Annotated in this window: 14 protein-coding genes; 11 read left to right on the top strand and 3 right to left on the bottom strand. The window is 48.3% G+C overall.

The window, feature by feature from the left end; translation table 11 throughout:
• Positions 1-62: 62 nt before the first annotated feature.
• From C4N24_RS11695 to C4N24_RS11650, 9 genes are all read left to right on the top strand, one after another.
• A complete protein-coding gene (locus C4N24_RS11695; RefSeq protein ID WP_112091555.1) occupies positions 63-782 on the top strand; it encodes a LytR/AlgR family response regulator transcription factor in 720 nt (239 codons plus the stop codon).
• On the top strand, positions 767-2,086 hold the full coding sequence (locus C4N24_RS11690) for a sensor histidine kinase (protein WP_112091554.1): 1,320 nt from the start codon (positions 767-769) through the stop codon (positions 2,084-2,086). Before C4N24_RS11695 ends, C4N24_RS11690 begins: the two co-directional genes overlap by 16 nt.
• Positions 2,087-2,231: 145 nt before the next feature.
• Positions 2,232-2,900 (top strand): alpha/beta hydrolase-fold protein, encoded by a 669-nt coding sequence (locus tag C4N24_RS11685; RefSeq protein ID WP_112091572.1) that lies wholly within the window; start codon positions 2,232-2,234, stop codon positions 2,898-2,900.
• Positions 2,897-3,334: a YaiI/YqxD family protein gene (locus C4N24_RS11680; protein WP_112091553.1), complete on the top strand. Its 438-nt coding sequence runs from the start codon at positions 2,897-2,899 to the stop codon at positions 3,332-3,334. The genes C4N24_RS11685 and C4N24_RS11680 overlap by 4 nt, the downstream gene beginning before the upstream one ends.
• A 797-nt stretch (positions 3,335-4,131) precedes the next feature.
• Entirely contained in the window at positions 4,132-5,004 is an 873-nt protein-coding gene (locus C4N24_RS15170) for a DUF6017 domain-containing protein (protein ID WP_146746803.1), read from the top strand.
• 55 nt (positions 5,005-5,059) lie between these two features.
• Positions 5,060-5,434 carry a TnpV protein gene (locus tag C4N24_RS11665; RefSeq protein ID WP_242983258.1) on the top strand — a complete coding sequence of 125 codons (375 nt, stop codon included), beginning with the start codon at positions 5,060-5,062 and terminating at the stop codon, positions 5,432-5,434.
• A gap of 151 nt (positions 5,435-5,585) precedes the next feature.
• Complete coding sequence (locus tag C4N24_RS11660; RefSeq protein WP_112091551.1) at positions 5,586-6,770, top strand: AAA family ATPase; 1,185 nt, start codon at positions 5,586-5,588, stop codon at positions 6,768-6,770.
• On the top strand, positions 6,758-7,381 hold the full coding sequence (locus tag C4N24_RS11655; protein ID WP_112091550.1) for an RloB family protein: 624 nt from the start codon (positions 6,758-6,760) through the stop codon (positions 7,379-7,381). Before C4N24_RS11660 ends, C4N24_RS11655 begins: the two co-directional genes overlap by 13 nt.
• A gap of 11 nt (positions 7,382-7,392) precedes the next feature.
• A complete protein-coding gene (locus C4N24_RS11650) occupies positions 7,393-7,782 on the top strand; it encodes a hypothetical protein (RefSeq protein ID WP_112091549.1) in 390 nt (129 codons plus the stop codon).
• 305 nt (positions 7,783-8,087) lie between these two features.
• Here C4N24_RS11650 and C4N24_RS15865 read toward each other — a convergent pair whose 3' ends face one another.
• Genes C4N24_RS15865 through C4N24_RS11635 form a run of 3 tightly spaced genes read right to left on the bottom strand, consistent with a single transcriptional unit; the run spans position 8,088 to position 12,475 of the window.
• Positions 8,088-8,321 (bottom strand): DUF7695 domain-containing protein, encoded by a 234-nt coding sequence (locus C4N24_RS15865; protein WP_081027638.1) that lies wholly within the window; start codon positions 8,319-8,321, stop codon positions 8,088-8,090.
• 38 nt (positions 8,322-8,359) lie between these two features.
• Positions 8,360-10,183 (bottom strand): hypothetical protein, encoded by a 1,824-nt coding sequence (locus C4N24_RS11640; RefSeq protein ID WP_112091548.1) that lies wholly within the window; start codon positions 10,181-10,183, stop codon positions 8,360-8,362.
• Positions 10,184-10,222: 39 nt separating this feature from the next.
• Complete coding sequence (locus C4N24_RS11635; RefSeq protein WP_112091547.1) at positions 10,223-12,475, bottom strand: DEAD/DEAH box helicase; 2,253 nt, start codon at positions 12,473-12,475, stop codon at positions 10,223-10,225.
• 221 nt (positions 12,476-12,696) lie between these two features.
• Between C4N24_RS11635 and C4N24_RS11630 the strand changes: the two genes are divergently transcribed.
• Entirely contained in the window at positions 12,697-15,855 is a 3,159-nt protein-coding gene (locus tag C4N24_RS11630; protein WP_112091546.1) for a DUF3427 domain-containing protein, read from the top strand.
• A gap of 12 nt (positions 15,856-15,867) precedes the next feature.
• On the top strand, positions 15,868-16,269 hold the full coding sequence (locus C4N24_RS11625; RefSeq protein WP_112091545.1) for a (deoxy)nucleoside triphosphate pyrophosphohydrolase: 402 nt from the start codon (positions 15,868-15,870) through the stop codon (positions 16,267-16,269).
• Positions 16,270-16,321: the final 52 nt, after the last annotated feature.

Raw genomic sequence — 16,321 nt, 5'->3', positions numbered from 1 at the left:
AGAGCGGATGAGATATTTTGAATAACCAAAAGCCGGTTCGTTTATCTTGGGGGAAATTTCAGATGAATGTATTGATCTGTGATGATGAGTGGCGTGTTACAGAGCAGGTTTCAGAGCTGCTCCAAAAGCATTGCGCAGAAAATGGAATGCAGGTGCGGTTTCACCTGTTTGATGATCCCTGTGCGATCAAAGACCTTGCGGGGTGCGATATCGCGATTCTGGATATCGATATGGGAGACTTCAGCGGCATCGATCTGGCGTGGAGACTTCGGAAAGAAAAACCGGGGATCGTGATCATTTTTCTGACCAACTTCATCCAGTATGCGCCGGAAGGGTTTGAAGTACAGGCGTTTCGGTATCTTTTGAAAACCAATATGCAGGAAAGACTGGTATCCTATTTTGAGGATGCAGTCAAAGAAGTGGTCCGAAAAAAACAAATCATTACGATCTCCGTCAATTCGGAATTGATCGATATTCCGGTAAATCATATTCTCTATCTGGAGTCAAATCTGAGAATCGTTATCATGCACCTGATCCACGACGAACGGACCGAATATCGGTTTTATGGAAATATGACAGATTTATCGGAAAAGTTGGAAGACCTTGGGTTTCTGCGTATCCAAAAGTCCTTTCTGGTAAATATGGAGTACATCGAACAGATGCAGTATGAAAAGGTGCACTTACGCGGAGGGATCGTTTTGCCCTCAAGCGCTAAAAGCCACAAGGAATTAAAACAGCATTACTTGAAGTGGAGAGGGAAAAATCGATGGGCGATCTCTTGAGCTTTCTTTATACGGTGGTCGATACACTGTCTTTGATCTTCTTTTTGGATGCATTTGCCCAAAGACGATGGGATAATTGGAAGTTTACGTTGGGCATCGGGTGCCTTGTTGCTCTGAATTTCTGGATCCTGCAAGTTCCGCTTGTTTTCTTTGGCCGAGATCCGGCTGTAAAGATCGGCATGATCCTTTTGTCGTACACATTGAGCGCAAGAGCATTGTATAGAGAGATCTCCAGCGGAATGCTGCTGCTCTTAGTCTGTATAGAATATCTCATGACCTACTGTTTGTCTTTTGGGCTTGGCATGGCAGGTGCTTTTATCTGTGGAATGGACGGAGCGTCCTTTCGAACAAGTTTTCCGCTTATGATAAGCTATGGAGTTATCAACTATTCGGCAGAGCTTTTTCTGGCATACACATTTCGAAAGCTTATGCGGAGAAGAAGGAGCTTGAGAACCCCCAACAAGCTGACGGGCGTAAAATCAGGTCTTTATTTTTTGTTTCCGGGAACATCTTTTGTGATGCTGGTGCTTTTGCTGTACATGACGACTGGTAAAAGCGCAAGCGAAATGGTGATTGCTGCGGTATGCGGTTTGATTTTTGCCGCAAATGTGGCAGTGCTGTATCTTTTGGAACGAATGGAAAAGACCGTTGAAAATCAGGAAAGAGTTTTGGCGCTGGAACAGCAGCTCCAGTTTCAGGCTAAAAATATGGAAGCCGCAAGTCAGCTCTATACGGCTCAGCGCCATAAGGTACATGACTTTCAGGCACATCTCAATACACTTCAAGATCTTTTGCAAAATCAGGAATATGATGCGGCAGAGCAATATTTGAATTCTGTATCCAAGGAACAGACAGACCGATCGTTCCTCGTCAACTCTCACCATGCGATCTTGGATGCACTGTTCAATACGAAAGCAACGGAAGCGATCCAGAAGGGGATCGACATTGATTTCGAGCTGAACGATTTATCGGCTCTGCCTTTTGATGTATCGGATATGGTCGTCCTGTTTTCCAATCTGCTGGATAACGCCATTGAAGCCTGCGAAAAAATCGAGGGCGATCGGGTGATTCGGGTTTCTGCAGTGTTAAAACAAAGCTTTTTGTTTTCTGTTCGGAATACGACCCTTCCGGTCGAAATAAAAAATGATACGATCCAGACGACAAAACCGAATGCAAGTCTTCATGGATTCGGGCTTTCCAATATAAAACTTATTCTGAACAAGTATCACGCAGACTTTGTTATGGACTATGAGGATGGATGGTTTCAGTTTACCGGAGAGATCGAAGCGCAGGTGAGGAAGTAGTGTATTTGATATGGGAAACGTTCTGACCAACTTGCACTGCTTGCAGCGAATGCGAACGCCTTTTGAATTGCAAAATGATTTTTCAGTTGCTATACTGGGCTTATCAAAATTTTTTCGGGAGGAAGTCGCAGTGACCGCACAGACAATGCAAATCGGGAACAGACCTTGCCGTATTTACGGCGAAGCCCATGCAAAATACCTGCTGCTCCAAATGACCGGTGAACACGAGCAGCAAAGCATGGAAAGCGAGATTACCGCTATTGCACAGAGTGCGCACCACTTTCTGTTTGCCGCCGTTCCGGTCTCAAACTGGAACGATGCACTTTCTCCGTGGGAAGCCCCTGCCGTGTGGGGAACGCAAGGGTTTGGCGGCAATGCTATGGACACCCTGCGCTTTCTGACAGAACAGGTCGTTCCCACACTGAAGCAGCAGTTTCATCTCCCGGAGGACGTCAAAATCATTCTGGGCGGCTACTCGCTGGCGGGATTGTTTGCGCTGTGGGCATCCACCCAGACCGATTTGTTCTACGGTGTCGCCGCTGCATCCCCCTCGGTTTGGTTTCCGGGCTGGATGGAGTTTGAACAACAGCACCCAATACAGGCACAGCACGTTTATCTGAGCCTTGGCGACAAGGAAGAGCGCACGAAAAACGCCGTCATGGCTGCGGTGGGCGATAACATCCGTGCCCTGCACAGTCGGCTTACCGCGCGTGGCGCAGACTGCACCCTTGAATGGAACAGCGGCGGGCATTTCAAAGACGCCGATTTGCGTACCGCAAGAGCATTTCGGTGGGTGATGGAGGAAAGCCGATGAATATTTTGATCGATGCAGACGGCTGCCCGGTGGTGGATTTGACTTTGCAGATTGCAAAGCGGTTTTGCATTCCGGTCATCATCCTGTGCGACACAGCTCACCAAATCGAGCGAGAAGGTGCGCAGACGCTGGTGTTCGATAAAGGGACTGACAGTGTAGACTTTGCTCTCGTCAACCAGGTAAAACCAGGGGATATTGTCGTAACACAGGACTACGGGCTGGCGAGTATGTGCCTTGCCAAGTGCGCACGAGTGCTGAACCAGAACGGTCTGGAATACACCGCCGACAACATAGACGCTCTCATGTTGCGGCGTTATGAAAACAAAAAGCTCCTCCGTGCCGGAAAGCACCCCAAGGGAAGCCCAAAGCGGACGAAGGAGCAGGATGTCAGGTTTGCGGATACGCTTGAGAAGATTCTGAGCAAAAAATATTGATACATTCTTTTTAATGGCTGGAGAACATAAAAAGGCACCAGCCTGAGCTGATGCCTTTTGTTGGCGGAGATGGTGGATATTCTCCCGCGGGCTAAGCAACAGCAACGGGTTGCGTTTGCTGATTTTTCCGCAGCCCCTTGGCAGGGCTTTGAAAAATCAGAACGCTGCCCCAACAACTCCTCCCTGTTTCTGCCACAGGCAGCGGTCGTCGTCGTTGCACTGGGCTGATTGCTTGCGGTCTGCGGACCGCCGCCCTGTTCTCATCCTCACCATCTTTGCCGCAAAAAAAGCACCAGCCTGAGCTGATGCTTTTTGTTGGCGGAGATGGTGGGATTCGAACCCACGTGCCCGATTAAGGACAAAACGATTTCGAGTCTTTAAAATTGTTGGATGAAGCTGGTCCCGCGCGGCCGTCATTGGCAGCTGAGGGCATTTTTGTAACCTCAAAAAAGGCACGTCACACCGCAATTTGCAGGCAAAAATCAGCCGCTTTTTGCGAAATGACGTTAGAAAAAGCCTTTTTCACACGGGCCGTCAGCGTCTGCATTTCAGGTGTAGTTGTGTTAGATGTCCGTTATTACAATTCGCATTTTGATTCGTTGGCAACAACTGCGAATTGTATATCGCAAATAAGCTGTTTGGATTGAAAGCTGCCGTTAAACTTGCGATTGAATTATGCAGTGCTGCCGTTGCTGTGCCAGCTCACAGCAGGCTTCCCTGTCTGAACGCAGCGTTTCCCGAAAGCCGGGAAATGCTGCGTTTTCTCTTGCCCGCATTGGGCTGAAAGGGAAGCCGCCATGTCAACATTCCGCGTCAATAAAAATGTTAACTACACCGTCATGAGCAACCACCACCTGCAGGATAAGAGGCTGTCCCTGAAAGCCAAGGGACTGCTGTCCTATATGCTCTCCCTGCCGGACGATTGGGATTATAGCCTGAAGGGACTGACCGTTGGTTGCAAGGATGGTCTGGACAGTGTACGCACCGCTGTTCTGGAACTGGAAGAACACGGCTACGTCCGCCGTCAGAAAGTCCGCAATGCCAAAGGGCAGATCATCGACTACGATTATCAGGTTTATGAATCGCCTGTTGAGGACGCTCCTGCCGTTCCCGGCAAGGAAGGCGATCCGTCGGACCCGTCCGCAACCAAAAGTCGCATGAAACCTTGTTCTTCACCATTTTTGGATTTTCCAAATTTGGCTGAGCCCAATTTGGAAAAGGCAACGCAACAAAATACTAATAAACAAAATACTAAAAGACAAAGTACTAATCTATCAGGGCAGACAGACGAATCCGCAGATTTTGACCAGATGGAAGCACAGGTGCGGGAGGAGTTTCGGGAACGTTTGGAGATCGACACCCTTGCCCAGCGGTACGACCCCGACAAGCTGGAGGAACTGCTGGACAACATTGTGGAGATGTACTGCTGTCCACGACAGACTCAGTACGTCGGCAAGCAGCCGCAGACCACTAAAGCCATTCGGCTGCGGCTGGACAAGCTGACCAGCCAGCACGTTGAGTACATCTTCGATGTGATGTCCAACACCACCCAGCCCATCAAGAACATCATGGCCTATCTGCGCACCACCATCCTGAACGCACCCACCACGATGGAGCACTACTATCAGGCGCAGGGCAACTGGCTGACCGCACAGAATCGGAAGAAGTGAGCGCTGTTTTCCGCAAAGACCGCAAAACGCATTGAAAATGCAAAGGAGAATTTCCATGAAGAGCACAAACACTGTCCGCACCGAGATCCATTACGCACAGGTTGGGGAGTATCAGCTGCCCTTGCTCACCCTGCCGCAGACCGATGATACCGAACCGCTGGGCAAGTATGGCCGGATGCGGCTGGCCTATCTCAAGAATCAGCGTCCTGTGCTGTACAACCGGATGTTGCTGAACGGTACGCTCTGGCCGCATTTGCAGGAAGTCCAGAGAGCCGCCTCAGAACAGCTGGAGCGCACGATTGCGGCCTTGGCAGACAAGTTCCCTGCGCCGGACAAAGAGCGATCACAGCTTTTCTGGGCGGCCCATATGAACGGGCTGAAAGCGCAGGCGGAAGAAGTGGTGGTGAGGGAAGTCGTGTATGCAGAATGATCTCTGATAGCATCCGAACGGTATCAAAAGCCGATTTTTTAGATTTTATTCTTGATTTTTGCGGAATATTTTCGAATTTCAAAATCAAAATTTGACTTTCCGCTCAGAATAGAGTACACTGAATTCAGAAAATCATCTGGGAGGAATTGCGATGCTGCTTCAATTTTCAGTCACCAACCATCGTTCCATCAAAGATACAGCTATCATCAGCTTGAAAGCATCTACGGATAAAAGTCTGTCCGATTGCCTGATTTCGCCGGACGAGAAGAAACAGCTTGTGCCTGTGCTGGCACTGTACGGCGCAAATGCAGCCGGGAAGAGCAATGTTCTCCATGCCCTCCTGCTCATGCGGGAAATGGTCTGTGGCCGATATGCCAAGCTGCTGAAAGGTGAGTCCCTTCCGCAGGAGCCGTTTGCTTTCACTGACCAGCCCACACAGCCGACCAGCTTTGAAGCCATCTATTTTTATGGCGGCATCAAGTATGCCTATGGGTTCTCGTTTGACAAGTCCAAAGTCCTGACCGAATATCTCTATCACTGGCCGAATGGCCGAGAAGCCTTGATTTTTTCAAGAGAAAACAATGGCTATCAGTTCCGCGAGAATATTCAAGAGCAGTTCACGCTTGCTGGACGAACTGCTGAAAACCGCCTTTATCTGTCCAGCTCGAACGAGTGGAACTGCCCCCAGACCGAAAAAGCGTATCTGTGGTTCTTTGAAAAGCTGACAGGCTTTATGGGAACCGAAATGCGGCTGGATGCTACATTATCTGCCATTCGGCAGGGTGGCTCTGAAAAGAGCCGTATCCTGCATGAAATGCTGTATGCAGACCTCGGTATCAAGGACATCCGCATTACAGGCTCCAAGGAAGAGCCTATCATTTCCGCACTGCACACCCTCGATGCCGAAGATGGCACTTCTAAGGGTTTCTGGCTCCCGTTGGGTCAGGAATCCGTTGGGACACAGCGTTTCTTCTCTCGCATCGGTATGTGGCTCACTGCACTAGAAGCAGGCTCTGTTTTGGTAGTAGACGAGATAGAATCCAGTATGCACCCGCTGCTGACAAGGCATCTGATCGAGATGGTGCAGGATGCCGCTATCAATACAAACCATGCACAACTCATCTTTACAACACACGATACCGGACTTCTCGACCTGACGTTGCTGCGGCGCGATCAGATTTGGTTTGCAGAGAAGAACGAAAAGACCATGCAGACCGATATTTACGCCCTGACCGAGTTTTCTCCCCGGAAAGGTGAGAATATCTCCAAGGGCTATTTACAAGGTCGCTACGGTGCGATTCCGTTCATTGGAGGTAATGCGGCATGGGCAGAATAAAAGAGATCAGCCGCAAGTCTGCCCACACCAGAAAGCGCAACCCGGTCGTGTATCTTATCTGCGAGGGCAGTGAAACCGAGATCCGCTATTTCAAGCGTTTCCGCGGTCGAGGATGCAATATTGACATTATCCCGATTTCTTCTCAGTATAAGTCTGCCGACAGGCTTGTGCAAAAGGCCAAAGCAACGATGGGCAATAATCCATACTATCCGGAAGATGGTGACTCCATCTGGTGCGTATTTGACCGTGACGATAACTCCAACGAGGTTCTTCTGCGTGCCAAACAGTCCGCTCAAAAGGAAGGCTACCATCTGGCCTATTCTAACCCATCTTTCGAGTTGTGGTTCCTACTACATTTTGTAAATCAACAGGCAGAAGTTGAGGATTGTCAAGCATTGATTCACTTACTGAAACAATCGAACAGAATCCCCGATTATGAGAAGAGCAAGGATTACTTTGACGTTTTGAAGCCTTTGCAATCCACTGCAATCCAGCGGGCAAAAGCACGGGCTGAACAAGTCCGGAATCAAGACACAGAGCTGATATCTCGACAAAGCAATCCACTAACAACCGTTTGGGAGCTTGTCGAATACCTGAACTCCAAAGTTTGAGAGGTGTCTTTATGGCTTACCTGAAATTGATGCTGGATGAAAAGGAAATCGCTCATTTGAGCGAAGATGGGCAGTATCTCTGCGCCAATGAGGGGGTGCCACAGTACGACCTGCCCTTGAACCTCTTTATCGGCAGCAGCCGCAAAGTCCCACTGGTCGATGTGGTCGTCTGGGCAAAGAAGCGCATCTTCCCCCGAAACCGGATGGACTGCAAGGAGATTCTGGAGATGATGGGCCTGCCAGACTACAATGCGTGGGAAATCGTCAAGCGCACCAATGCCTGCTTGATGGAGGACCCTTTCTGGCTGCATTTCAGCGAAGCTGAGACTTTTGAGGATACCACCCGCGGCAGGGCAAGAAGGATCATGGCCGAATATCAGAAGTCAGCTGATACCAACTAGTATCAATACTAGGGCTCAATCCATCGACCCCTCACTTTAAGGCGGCATTGCTGCCGTATATACTGGTTCTTCTCGAATGTCCAGCTTTTTTAGAGCAGAATCCCTTAATCGCTTTGCTTTTCCCTTAAAATGCAGCCGATTTTAAGGGAAAGCATAATTGAGTAAGGTTTGAAGCAGTCCTATTTATATAATTTTTTTGTTGGTTGTTAATATATTGATACTAATTGGTATCAATAGGTATCAGCCAATGGATACAACAAGACCCACAGATTGGAATGAGCCTCCAATCTGTGGGTCTTATTCATTTAAGTTCCGTCATCATCGTTTGGGTCAGGAACTTCTACCCACTCTGAAAGTTCTTCGCAGTAGTCCGCATATTTTCCGCCTTCGGTGGTCCTGATAACGCGCCGCACGTAGTCCTTGCCGCCATCTACGCAACAGAGACCACAGCTGCACTTCTCCAAATCGTAATGGCTTTTGCTTTCGATGACGTCTCCACAGCGTTTGCAACGGATTTTGTTCGATATAATAATTCGCATCTTTCTGTTTCCCAATTTACAGATGTGCATCCGAGCATTTACTTTTGTAATATTTCTTTTAGCTTTTTCTCAGTACATCCAATGCATAGAATCTGTTGTGACTTAACTTTTTTATCTGAATAAATACTTGTGTTATTCCGTTCAATCAATATTGGACTTTTTATTTCTATGATATGATTTCTTAGCCACACGTCGTCCTTTCCTTCTTGTTCCCAAAACGTTCCTATCGGAACACCTGCATCCTGTGCGAGTCTCGTCAGGTTATTAAATGTATCCTCGTTGTCTTTGATTTCACTAAATCCAAATAGGCGATGAGCATTGTGAAGCAGATCTTTAAAACCAATGATTTCGTGTGCACCTTGATACAATATTTCCAACGTTGGTTGAGTCTCATGGTGATTCCATATCAAATCTTGATGCTTATCGATTATAGACTTAACACTATTATCCTGCCCTGTGAAGTCTCTATACAATTTTTCAAATTCAACACTGGCCGCTTTAACCTCTTCCGTTGACCATTTTCCATCTTCAGCTTCTGATATTTTATCCTCAATGTTTTCCAATAAATTCATCCGTGAAATATCCGCAACATTTGAACCAAGCGATTTTAAAATTTTCAACATCAATCTCATGTCGCAAATATTGTCATTTGCCATTAAATTCAGAAGGCAATCCGCTGTTTCCTTCATGCTCTGAAGGACTCTAATATACATATCAGGCATGGGCCGACGTACCCGAAGCGCATGATTGATTTGCTCCATGAATTCATATATGAATTTTCGATCCCGTTCCGTTTTATTTTTTGAAACAATCGGAAGCTCACAAAAAGCAGGCATTGTCCATGAAAATTTTTCACGCAAAGGAACACTAATACCATTTTCATAGTTAGGAAAAGCCGGAATCACGATATTATTAGCACACCATTTAGATGTATCAAAGAACATATCTACACAAGAAAAATAGTCTATCCCTTGAACGGTTTCATGATTTCGCTTAACCCACTGCATCAGCATTTGTGAAATTATATATTCCTGCTTATATGGTGTGTTGCCACTTTGATTTATAAATGAGCATGCCAAAATCAACGGATACATTTTAAGATACCGACAGATCACCTCATTCCACACTTCAAAATCATTGTATTTTACCGTAAATCCCCACGTTTTTATCTCCATGGGAGAATATAATGCCAATAATTTCAGTTCTTTGCTCAGATCTATTTTATTATCCTGGCTTTCACTCCAAATATATTGATATTCAGAATAATAATATTTTGAGGGATAATTACATTCCTGCCAAGCGAGAGGGAGCATTGTAGATAAGTACAGGCATGGAAATCCTGCTAAGCTGAATCTTTCATTACTCGAATATGCTCGCTTATTCATTGGAATATGAAACAATTCATTTGGATTACTTTTGATAGTCTGACTACGGCCATCTACAGCCCTAATTCTAAAGTATCGTCCCCCATTAGAACTTCCAAACAGTCTCATACATGTGCAGATTGTTTTTTCTCCAGCAGATACAAGAATTCTCCCGTTCATCAAACTTATAAAAAGAGCTGGTCTCAAAATTTCCATGACTTCATCGAATAGTTCTTGCGATACCTTATAATTCGATTCTTCATAGCTTTCGAAGACAGCAATTATTTTTGTACTTATCTCAGCGGCAACCCTTTTTGACTCATTTAATTTTTCATTAAATTCAGCTTTTTTATCGGCATCAAGATCACACTCATCACAATTGTCAAGAAGTGTTAGGTATTTACTTGCTTCCTCTTCGAATTTTTCACCAATGATAAATGCCTCACTAAAGTACCTTTCAGGAAGATCTATTTCATCTAAAAGTTGATTTATCTTCATCGTTATCGCCACCCCAAATCGATATTTTCTATACTAACTTCAAGAGATTCTCGTATAATACTTTTCCAGACTCTTATCGCAGACCCTTATGATATGCAGCCAATCTTCCTTCGTGAGCTTGCGGAAAATGATTGGGTTGACTTCAATGGTTTCCACATCCTTGCAGCGCATCAGGAAACGCATATCCTCAAACCGCTTGAACGGATTGGAAAGAACATTTTTCTCCACATCTTTCCGGGTGTATCCACCCTTCTGATAGATGCTGTTCGGCTTTTCTGCTATCATCCCATGCGCTTTACGATCTTCATAGAAGTCGATAAAATAATCCACAACATCCGGCAGAGCTACCCGACCGTTGCTGTCCATATACTCGTAGATTGCCTTGAGCAGCACCGGCTTATAGGAATAGCTCATATCCATTGTTTCGATGAACTTCATAAACTTGTCTGCCATATTCTGCGGCGTAATTAAATCCCAGCCATACTGTTTAGCGATATTTCGGATGCTTTCCTCCCGGAAATAGTGGAACATCCGCTTATCCCCAAACGGAATGGAAAGATCAGGCTTGATTTTTCCGTCTTTAATATAGCGTTCAACCGTTTCGGACTGAACATCGACCATGCGGACAAGCTCAATCTGCGAAATCATATCTTTGACGCTGTTCTGCCAGTTGAACAGGTCAATGATTTCATAGTTATCCACATCAATCGGAACATCCAGCCATGCTTCGGGCTTCTCGCCTTTGAAAAGCATATCCTGATCCAATTTCCGTTTATTTTCCGGTGCCAGAACATAGGCCATCGGCTGATATTTGGCAATGTTCAGCACACGATGCAGACTATACGGCATATTGAACATATTGGCGTTGTCTACGAAGTCGATGACAAGCAAGTCATCCTTGCCCGGACAACGGCGCGTACCACGACCAAGCTGCTGCATATAGATAGTTTTGGACATCGTTGGCCGTGCCATAAACAGAACGGTGGTATGCGGGCTGTCCCAGCCTTCGTTCAGCAAATCGCAGGCGCACAATACGTCCGTTGACCCTGTTTCGTAATCCTTCAGGACTTTCTCCCGAATCTCCACACGGTCACGTCCAGAAACGGCTTCTGCGTCTACTCCATTGTCGCGCAGCAACTTTGCGATTTCCGCAGCATGGTCTACGCTGGCGCAGAAGATCACCGTCTTTTTTCCGTTCACATATTTCAGATAGGTATCCACGATCAGCTGATTCCGTTCCGGGATAAACAGCTTGCTTTCCAAGTCCTGCGAATTATACTTGATACCGTTGATGCGCACGTCCGTCAGATCGATGTTAGTTTTGACCCGGATGCAGCGGATGGGCACCAGCACGCCACGTTCCACTGCTGTTTTCAAATCCACCTTGTGCGCCACATTCTGAAACAGTTCCAGCATATCCTCGCCATCGCTGCGTTCCGGGGTCGCTGTCAGGCCAAGAATGAACTTCGGGTGAAAATATGTAAAGATTTTTTGATAGGTATTCGCTGCCGCATGGTGGCACTCGTCAACAATCAGGTAGTCAAACGCTGTGGGCGAAAACTTTTCCAAATCTTTGGAAATGCTCTGGACAGTTGCAAAAATAACGGTCTGTGAAACATCTTTCTGTCCACCGGTATACTCGCCAAGTGTCGCCTCCGGCCACACCCTCGCAAAGGTATCCTTCGCCTGAGATGCTAGTTTCAGCGCATTTACCAGAAACAGCGTGCGCCCGCCCACGGCTTTCGCATCTGTCGCTGCGGTAATGGTCTTTCCTACGCCTGTCGCATGGTACAGCAATGCGATGGTTTTCCCATCGTCCCGCACCTTTTTCAGGTTCTCGATGGCTTCCTGCTGATAATCCCGGAGTTCGATTGTCTGACCCATCTGAACCGGAAGGTCTGCTTCAAATGCCTTGAACATTGGGCTGCTGCCCAAAAATGTAATCAGCTCATCCTTGACCTTTTCCGGCTGCTTTTCCAGCTGACTGTAAATCCAGCGGTAAACCTTCCAGTTATCATAAACCAGACTGTTCTGCTTCAGAAGGTCATCTGCATACTTGTTCTCGGAAACCTTACTTGGGTTGTGGTAAGTTTCTCCGTCTATCTCGATTGCAATTTTGGATTCAGGCGATTCCAACGCAAAGTCGATGTAGCGATGCCGACCATAGATATCAACACACGGATACTGAACCTGCAAATTTTCTGTTTTCTCCGGGCCGAATGCTTCACAGAACAGCTGAACAAACAGTTCTTCCGTACGGCTATTGACGCTGGTTGCTTTTAATGGTTCCATAGAGCACACCTCTTTGGGTATTTTGTAGAATCCGAATTCGTTATAAGTTCATTATAGAGCACTTTCTGACTTCTTTCCAGAGATTAGTACAGAAATATGTCAGCAGCCTGCCTGTTTATTGTTCTTTTTGAGTGGTTAAGCAATGTCTCATCCGTATTGTGAGCATTGAATAGGGCTTTTGTCCGCGCTATAATAGAAGAAAACTGCAAGGAAGTGTCATCATGCTTCACCCCGGACTGTACGAACAGGTCATTAACAATGCGCTGAACCGTGAGCTTTCGGAGGTTCCGGAAGCTCGTAAATCCACTGCGCCCATCGACACGGCAGAAGCCTCTAAAGTGCTGGCGCAGTACCTGACCGAAGTGGTACAGAAAGGCCTCGACAACGTACAGGACAATGGCGGCGGCATCGAAGCACAGATTGCTCTGGCAAACCAGATCGTAAGCACCATCCAGACTACCACCAAAGAACCTGACTTTGCCGCGCTGGGCGTTGACCAGCGTGCAGAGCAGCTTCTTGCGCTTTTACGGGAAAATGACCCCCGCCTTGCCACCGGAAAAGCGGCCAAAGACATCGAACGGCCGGAAACGCCTCTTGCGCAAAGCTCGTTGTTCACCGGTGCCATCCACGAGCCGCAGATGTACACTGAACTGAAAAAGGAGATCGTGTCTGCCGACCACATCGACATGCTGGTGTCCTTCATCAAGTGGAGCGGTCTGCGCCTGCTTATGGACGAGCTGCGGCAGTTTACCCAGAACGGCGGAGAGCTGCGTATCATTACCACTTCCTACATGGGTGCCACCGATGTAAAGGCTATCGAAGAACTGCGCCAGCTGCCTAATACGAAAATCAAGGTCAGCTACGACACCAAGCGCACCCGGCTCCACGCAAAGACGTATGTGTTCTACCGGGACACCGGTTTTACAACAGCCTATGTCGGCTCGTCCAACCTGTCCAACGCGGCCATTTCCAGCGGACTGGAATGGAACGTCAAAGTGACCCGGAAAGACCTACCGGAGACCATCGATAAGATTGCCGCCACCTTTGAAAGCTACTGGAACGCCGGCGAGTTTGAGTACTACAACGAAGGTCAGCGGGAGCGCCTTGCGCGGGCCCTGAAAGCCGAAAAGTACAGCGAGACCGACCACAGCGGCATTTACACGCTGGACATTCTGCCGTATTCCTACCAGCAGGAAATTCTGGACAAGCTGGAAGCCGAACGCACCGTGCGCGGGCACAATCGCAATCTGGTGGTTGCCGCCACCGGCACCGGCAAAACGGTCATCTCGGCGCTGGATTACAAGCGGTTCTGTAAACAGCATCCCGGCAAGCCCTGCCGGCTGCTGTTCGTGGCGCATCGGGAAGAAATCCTGAAACAGAGCCTGTACACTTTCCGTGCCGTGTTGAAAGATGCCAATTTCGGCGAACTGTTGGTCGGCAATTACAAAGCGGACAGCATTGAATACCTGTTTATTTCCATCCAAACCTTCAACTCGCAGGATTTTACCGCCAAGACCGGGGCTGATTTCTACGATTATATCGTGGTGGACGAATTCCACCATGCCGCCGCGCCCACCTATCAGAAGCTGTTGGAGTATTATCAGCCACATATTTTGTTGGGCCTGACTGCCACACCGGAGCGTATGGACGGCAAGAGCATTCTGGATTATTTCGGTGGGCGCGTTGCCGCCGAGATTCGCCTGCCGGAAGCCATTGACCGGAAACTGCTGTGCCCGTTCCAATATTTCGGCGTGACCGATACGGCCGACCTGAGCAGTCTGAAATGGCGCACCGGCGGTTATGATAAGGCCGAACTGTCCAACCTGTACACCTTCAGCGGCATGGTGGCACAGCGCCGCGCTGACCTTGTGGTTAATTCTATCCTGAAATATGTCACCGATATTGACGAGGTAAAGGGGCTTGGCTTCTGCGTTTCCATCGAGCACGCCCGGTTCATGGCGGACTATTTTAACACCCACGCCATCCCGTCCATAGCGCTGACCGGCGATTCTTCCGATGAGGAGCGCAACACCGCCAAACAGCAGCTCGTTTCCGGGGAGATTCGTTTCATTTTTGTGGTGGACATTTACAACGAAGGCGTGGACATCCCGGAAGTCAACACCGTGCTGTTCCTGCGCCCCACCGAGTCGCTGACCGTGTTTTTGCAGCAGCTGGGCCGCGGCCTGCGTCTGGCTGAAAACAAGGAATGCCTGACCGTGCTGGACTTCATCGGGCAGGCAAACAAGAAGTACAATTTCGAGGAAAAGTTTACGGCCCTGCTCTCCAACACCACCCACAGCGTCAGCCGAGAGATTAAAGAGGGTTTTGTCTCTGCGCCCAAGGGCTGTTATATCCAGCTGGAAAAGATCGCGGCAAAATATGTGCTGGATAATATCAGCTCTTCCTATGACCGCACTTCCGGCCTTGTGGCACGCGCGGCATCTTTTACAGAGGACACCGGCCTGCCGCTGACCCTTGGCGATTTTCTCGATTACTATCATCTTGACCCGCGTGCAATTTACAGCAAGAAGCTCTGCTTTGCACGGTTGTGTGTCCGCGCCGGTGTAACGGACGATTTCGCGGAACCGCTTGAAGAGATTATGACGAAAGCCTTTGCACGGTTCGCGGTAGTAGATTCCCGCCGGTGGATTCAATTTTTACTGGACCTTTTGCCCAAACTGGACAATACGGATTTTTCAGCTTTGCCGCCTGTTGAACAGAGGATGTTGCAGATGTTCTATGTCACTGTCTGGGGCAAAACCGCTGAAGATTGGAACGGCGAGGAAGTGCTCGACAACCTGTATGCACTTTCAGATAGTCCCGTTTTGCTGGGGGAACTGCAGGCACTTTTGCAGTATCAATATGACCGCATTGATTTTATCGACGAACCTGTGGATGTAGGCTTTGATTGTCCGCTGGACCTGCACTGCACCTATACCCGCGACCAGCTGCTGGTAGCACTGGACTTTTTGAAGCCTGCTACCGTCCGCGAGGGCGTGAAGTGGCTGCCGGAAAAGCAGCTGGACGTATTCTTTGTGACCCTGAACAAAGCGGACAAGGATTACTCTCCCAGCACCATGTACAAGGATTATTCCATTAACGAAAGCCTGTTCCACTGGCAGAGCCAGAGCACCACCGCCGAAAACTCTGCCACCGGGCAGCGGTACATCCATCACCGGGCAAAAGGAAGCCGGGTTCTGCTGTTCGTGCGCGAGTTCAAGGCAGATGCCCGTTTTGGCGGTGCAGGGGCGTATACCTATCTGGGCACGGTGAATTATGTGAAGCACGAGGGCTCCCGCCCCATGAACATCACATGGAAGCTGGACCGCCCGATTCCTGCAAAGTTCCTCAAAAAGACCAACAAGCTGGTGGTCGGTTAAAAGGAGAATATCATGAAGGTTGTTCGCGTTGTTGCAGCTGTGATCTGCGACGATATTCAGACGAAACATAAAATTTATGCCACCGCCCGCGGCTACGGCGAATATAAGGGCGGATGGGAATTCCCAGGCGGCAAAATCGAGCCGGGTGAACCCCCGCAGCAGGCGCTGAAACGAGAGATCCGGGAAGAGCTGGACACCGAGATCGCGGTAGGCGATTTGATTGGCACCATTGAATACGATTATCCCGCCTTCCATCTTTCCATGGACTGTTTCTGGTGTGAGGTGGTCTCCGGCGAACTGGTGCTGAAAGAAGCCGAGGCTGCACGCTGGCTGACTAAAGAGGAGCTTGATTCTGTTCCGTGGCTCCCGGCTGATCAGACGATTCTGGAAAAGATTCAAAAAGCAATACTATAATAGTGCACCTTTCTATGCCGGTTGACATATGTAATTCAAAAGTCAACAAAAA

The organism is Faecalibacterium prausnitzii (genome assembly GCF_003287405.1).
Taxonomy (GTDB): domain Bacteria; phylum Bacillota; class Clostridia; order Oscillospirales; family Ruminococcaceae; genus Faecalibacterium; species Faecalibacterium intestinale.
This window is presented reverse-complemented; position numbering and strand designations above follow the sequence as displayed.

What these genes read in the sequence shown, in the direction of transcription:
- C4N24_RS11695 (WP_112091555.1), top strand. Translation starts at nt 63, where the DNA reads ATGAATGTATTGATCTGTGATGATGAGTGGCGTGTTACAGAGCAGGTT.
- C4N24_RS11690 (WP_112091554.1), top strand. Translation starts at nt 767, where the DNA reads ATGGGCGATCTCTTGAGCTTTCTTTATACGGTGGTCGATACACTGTCT.
- C4N24_RS11685 (WP_112091572.1), top strand. Translation starts at nt 2,232, where the DNA reads ATGCAAATCGGGAACAGACCTTGCCGTATTTACGGCGAAGCCCATGCA.
- C4N24_RS11680 (WP_112091553.1), top strand. Translation starts at nt 2,897, where the DNA reads ATGAATATTTTGATCGATGCAGACGGCTGCCCGGTGGTGGATTTGACT.
- C4N24_RS15170 (WP_146746803.1), top strand. Translation starts at nt 4,132, where the DNA reads ATGTCAACATTCCGCGTCAATAAAAATGTTAACTACACCGTCATGAGC.
- C4N24_RS11665 (WP_242983258.1), top strand. Translation starts at nt 5,060, where the DNA reads ATGAAGAGCACAAACACTGTCCGCACCGAGATCCATTACGCACAGGTT.
- C4N24_RS11660 (WP_112091551.1), top strand. Translation starts at nt 5,586, where the DNA reads ATGCTGCTTCAATTTTCAGTCACCAACCATCGTTCCATCAAAGATACA.
- C4N24_RS11655 (WP_112091550.1), top strand. Translation starts at nt 6,758, where the DNA reads ATGGGCAGAATAAAAGAGATCAGCCGCAAGTCTGCCCACACCAGAAAG.
- C4N24_RS11650 (WP_112091549.1), top strand. Translation starts at nt 7,393, where the DNA reads ATGGCTTACCTGAAATTGATGCTGGATGAAAAGGAAATCGCTCATTTG.
- C4N24_RS15865 (WP_081027638.1), bottom strand. Translation starts at nt 8,321, where the DNA reads ATGCGAATTATTATATCGAACAAAATCCGTTGCAAACGCTGTGGAGAC.
- C4N24_RS11640 (WP_112091548.1), bottom strand. Translation starts at nt 10,183, where the DNA reads ATGAAGATAAATCAACTTTTAGATGAAATAGATCTTCCTGAAAGGTAC.
- C4N24_RS11635 (WP_112091547.1), bottom strand. Translation starts at nt 12,475, where the DNA reads ATGGAACCATTAAAAGCAACCAGCGTCAATAGCCGTACGGAAGAACTG.
- C4N24_RS11630 (WP_112091546.1), top strand. Translation starts at nt 12,697, where the DNA reads ATGCTTCACCCCGGACTGTACGAACAGGTCATTAACAATGCGCTGAAC.
- C4N24_RS11625 (WP_112091545.1), top strand. Translation starts at nt 15,868, where the DNA reads ATGAAGGTTGTTCGCGTTGTTGCAGCTGTGATCTGCGACGATATTCAG.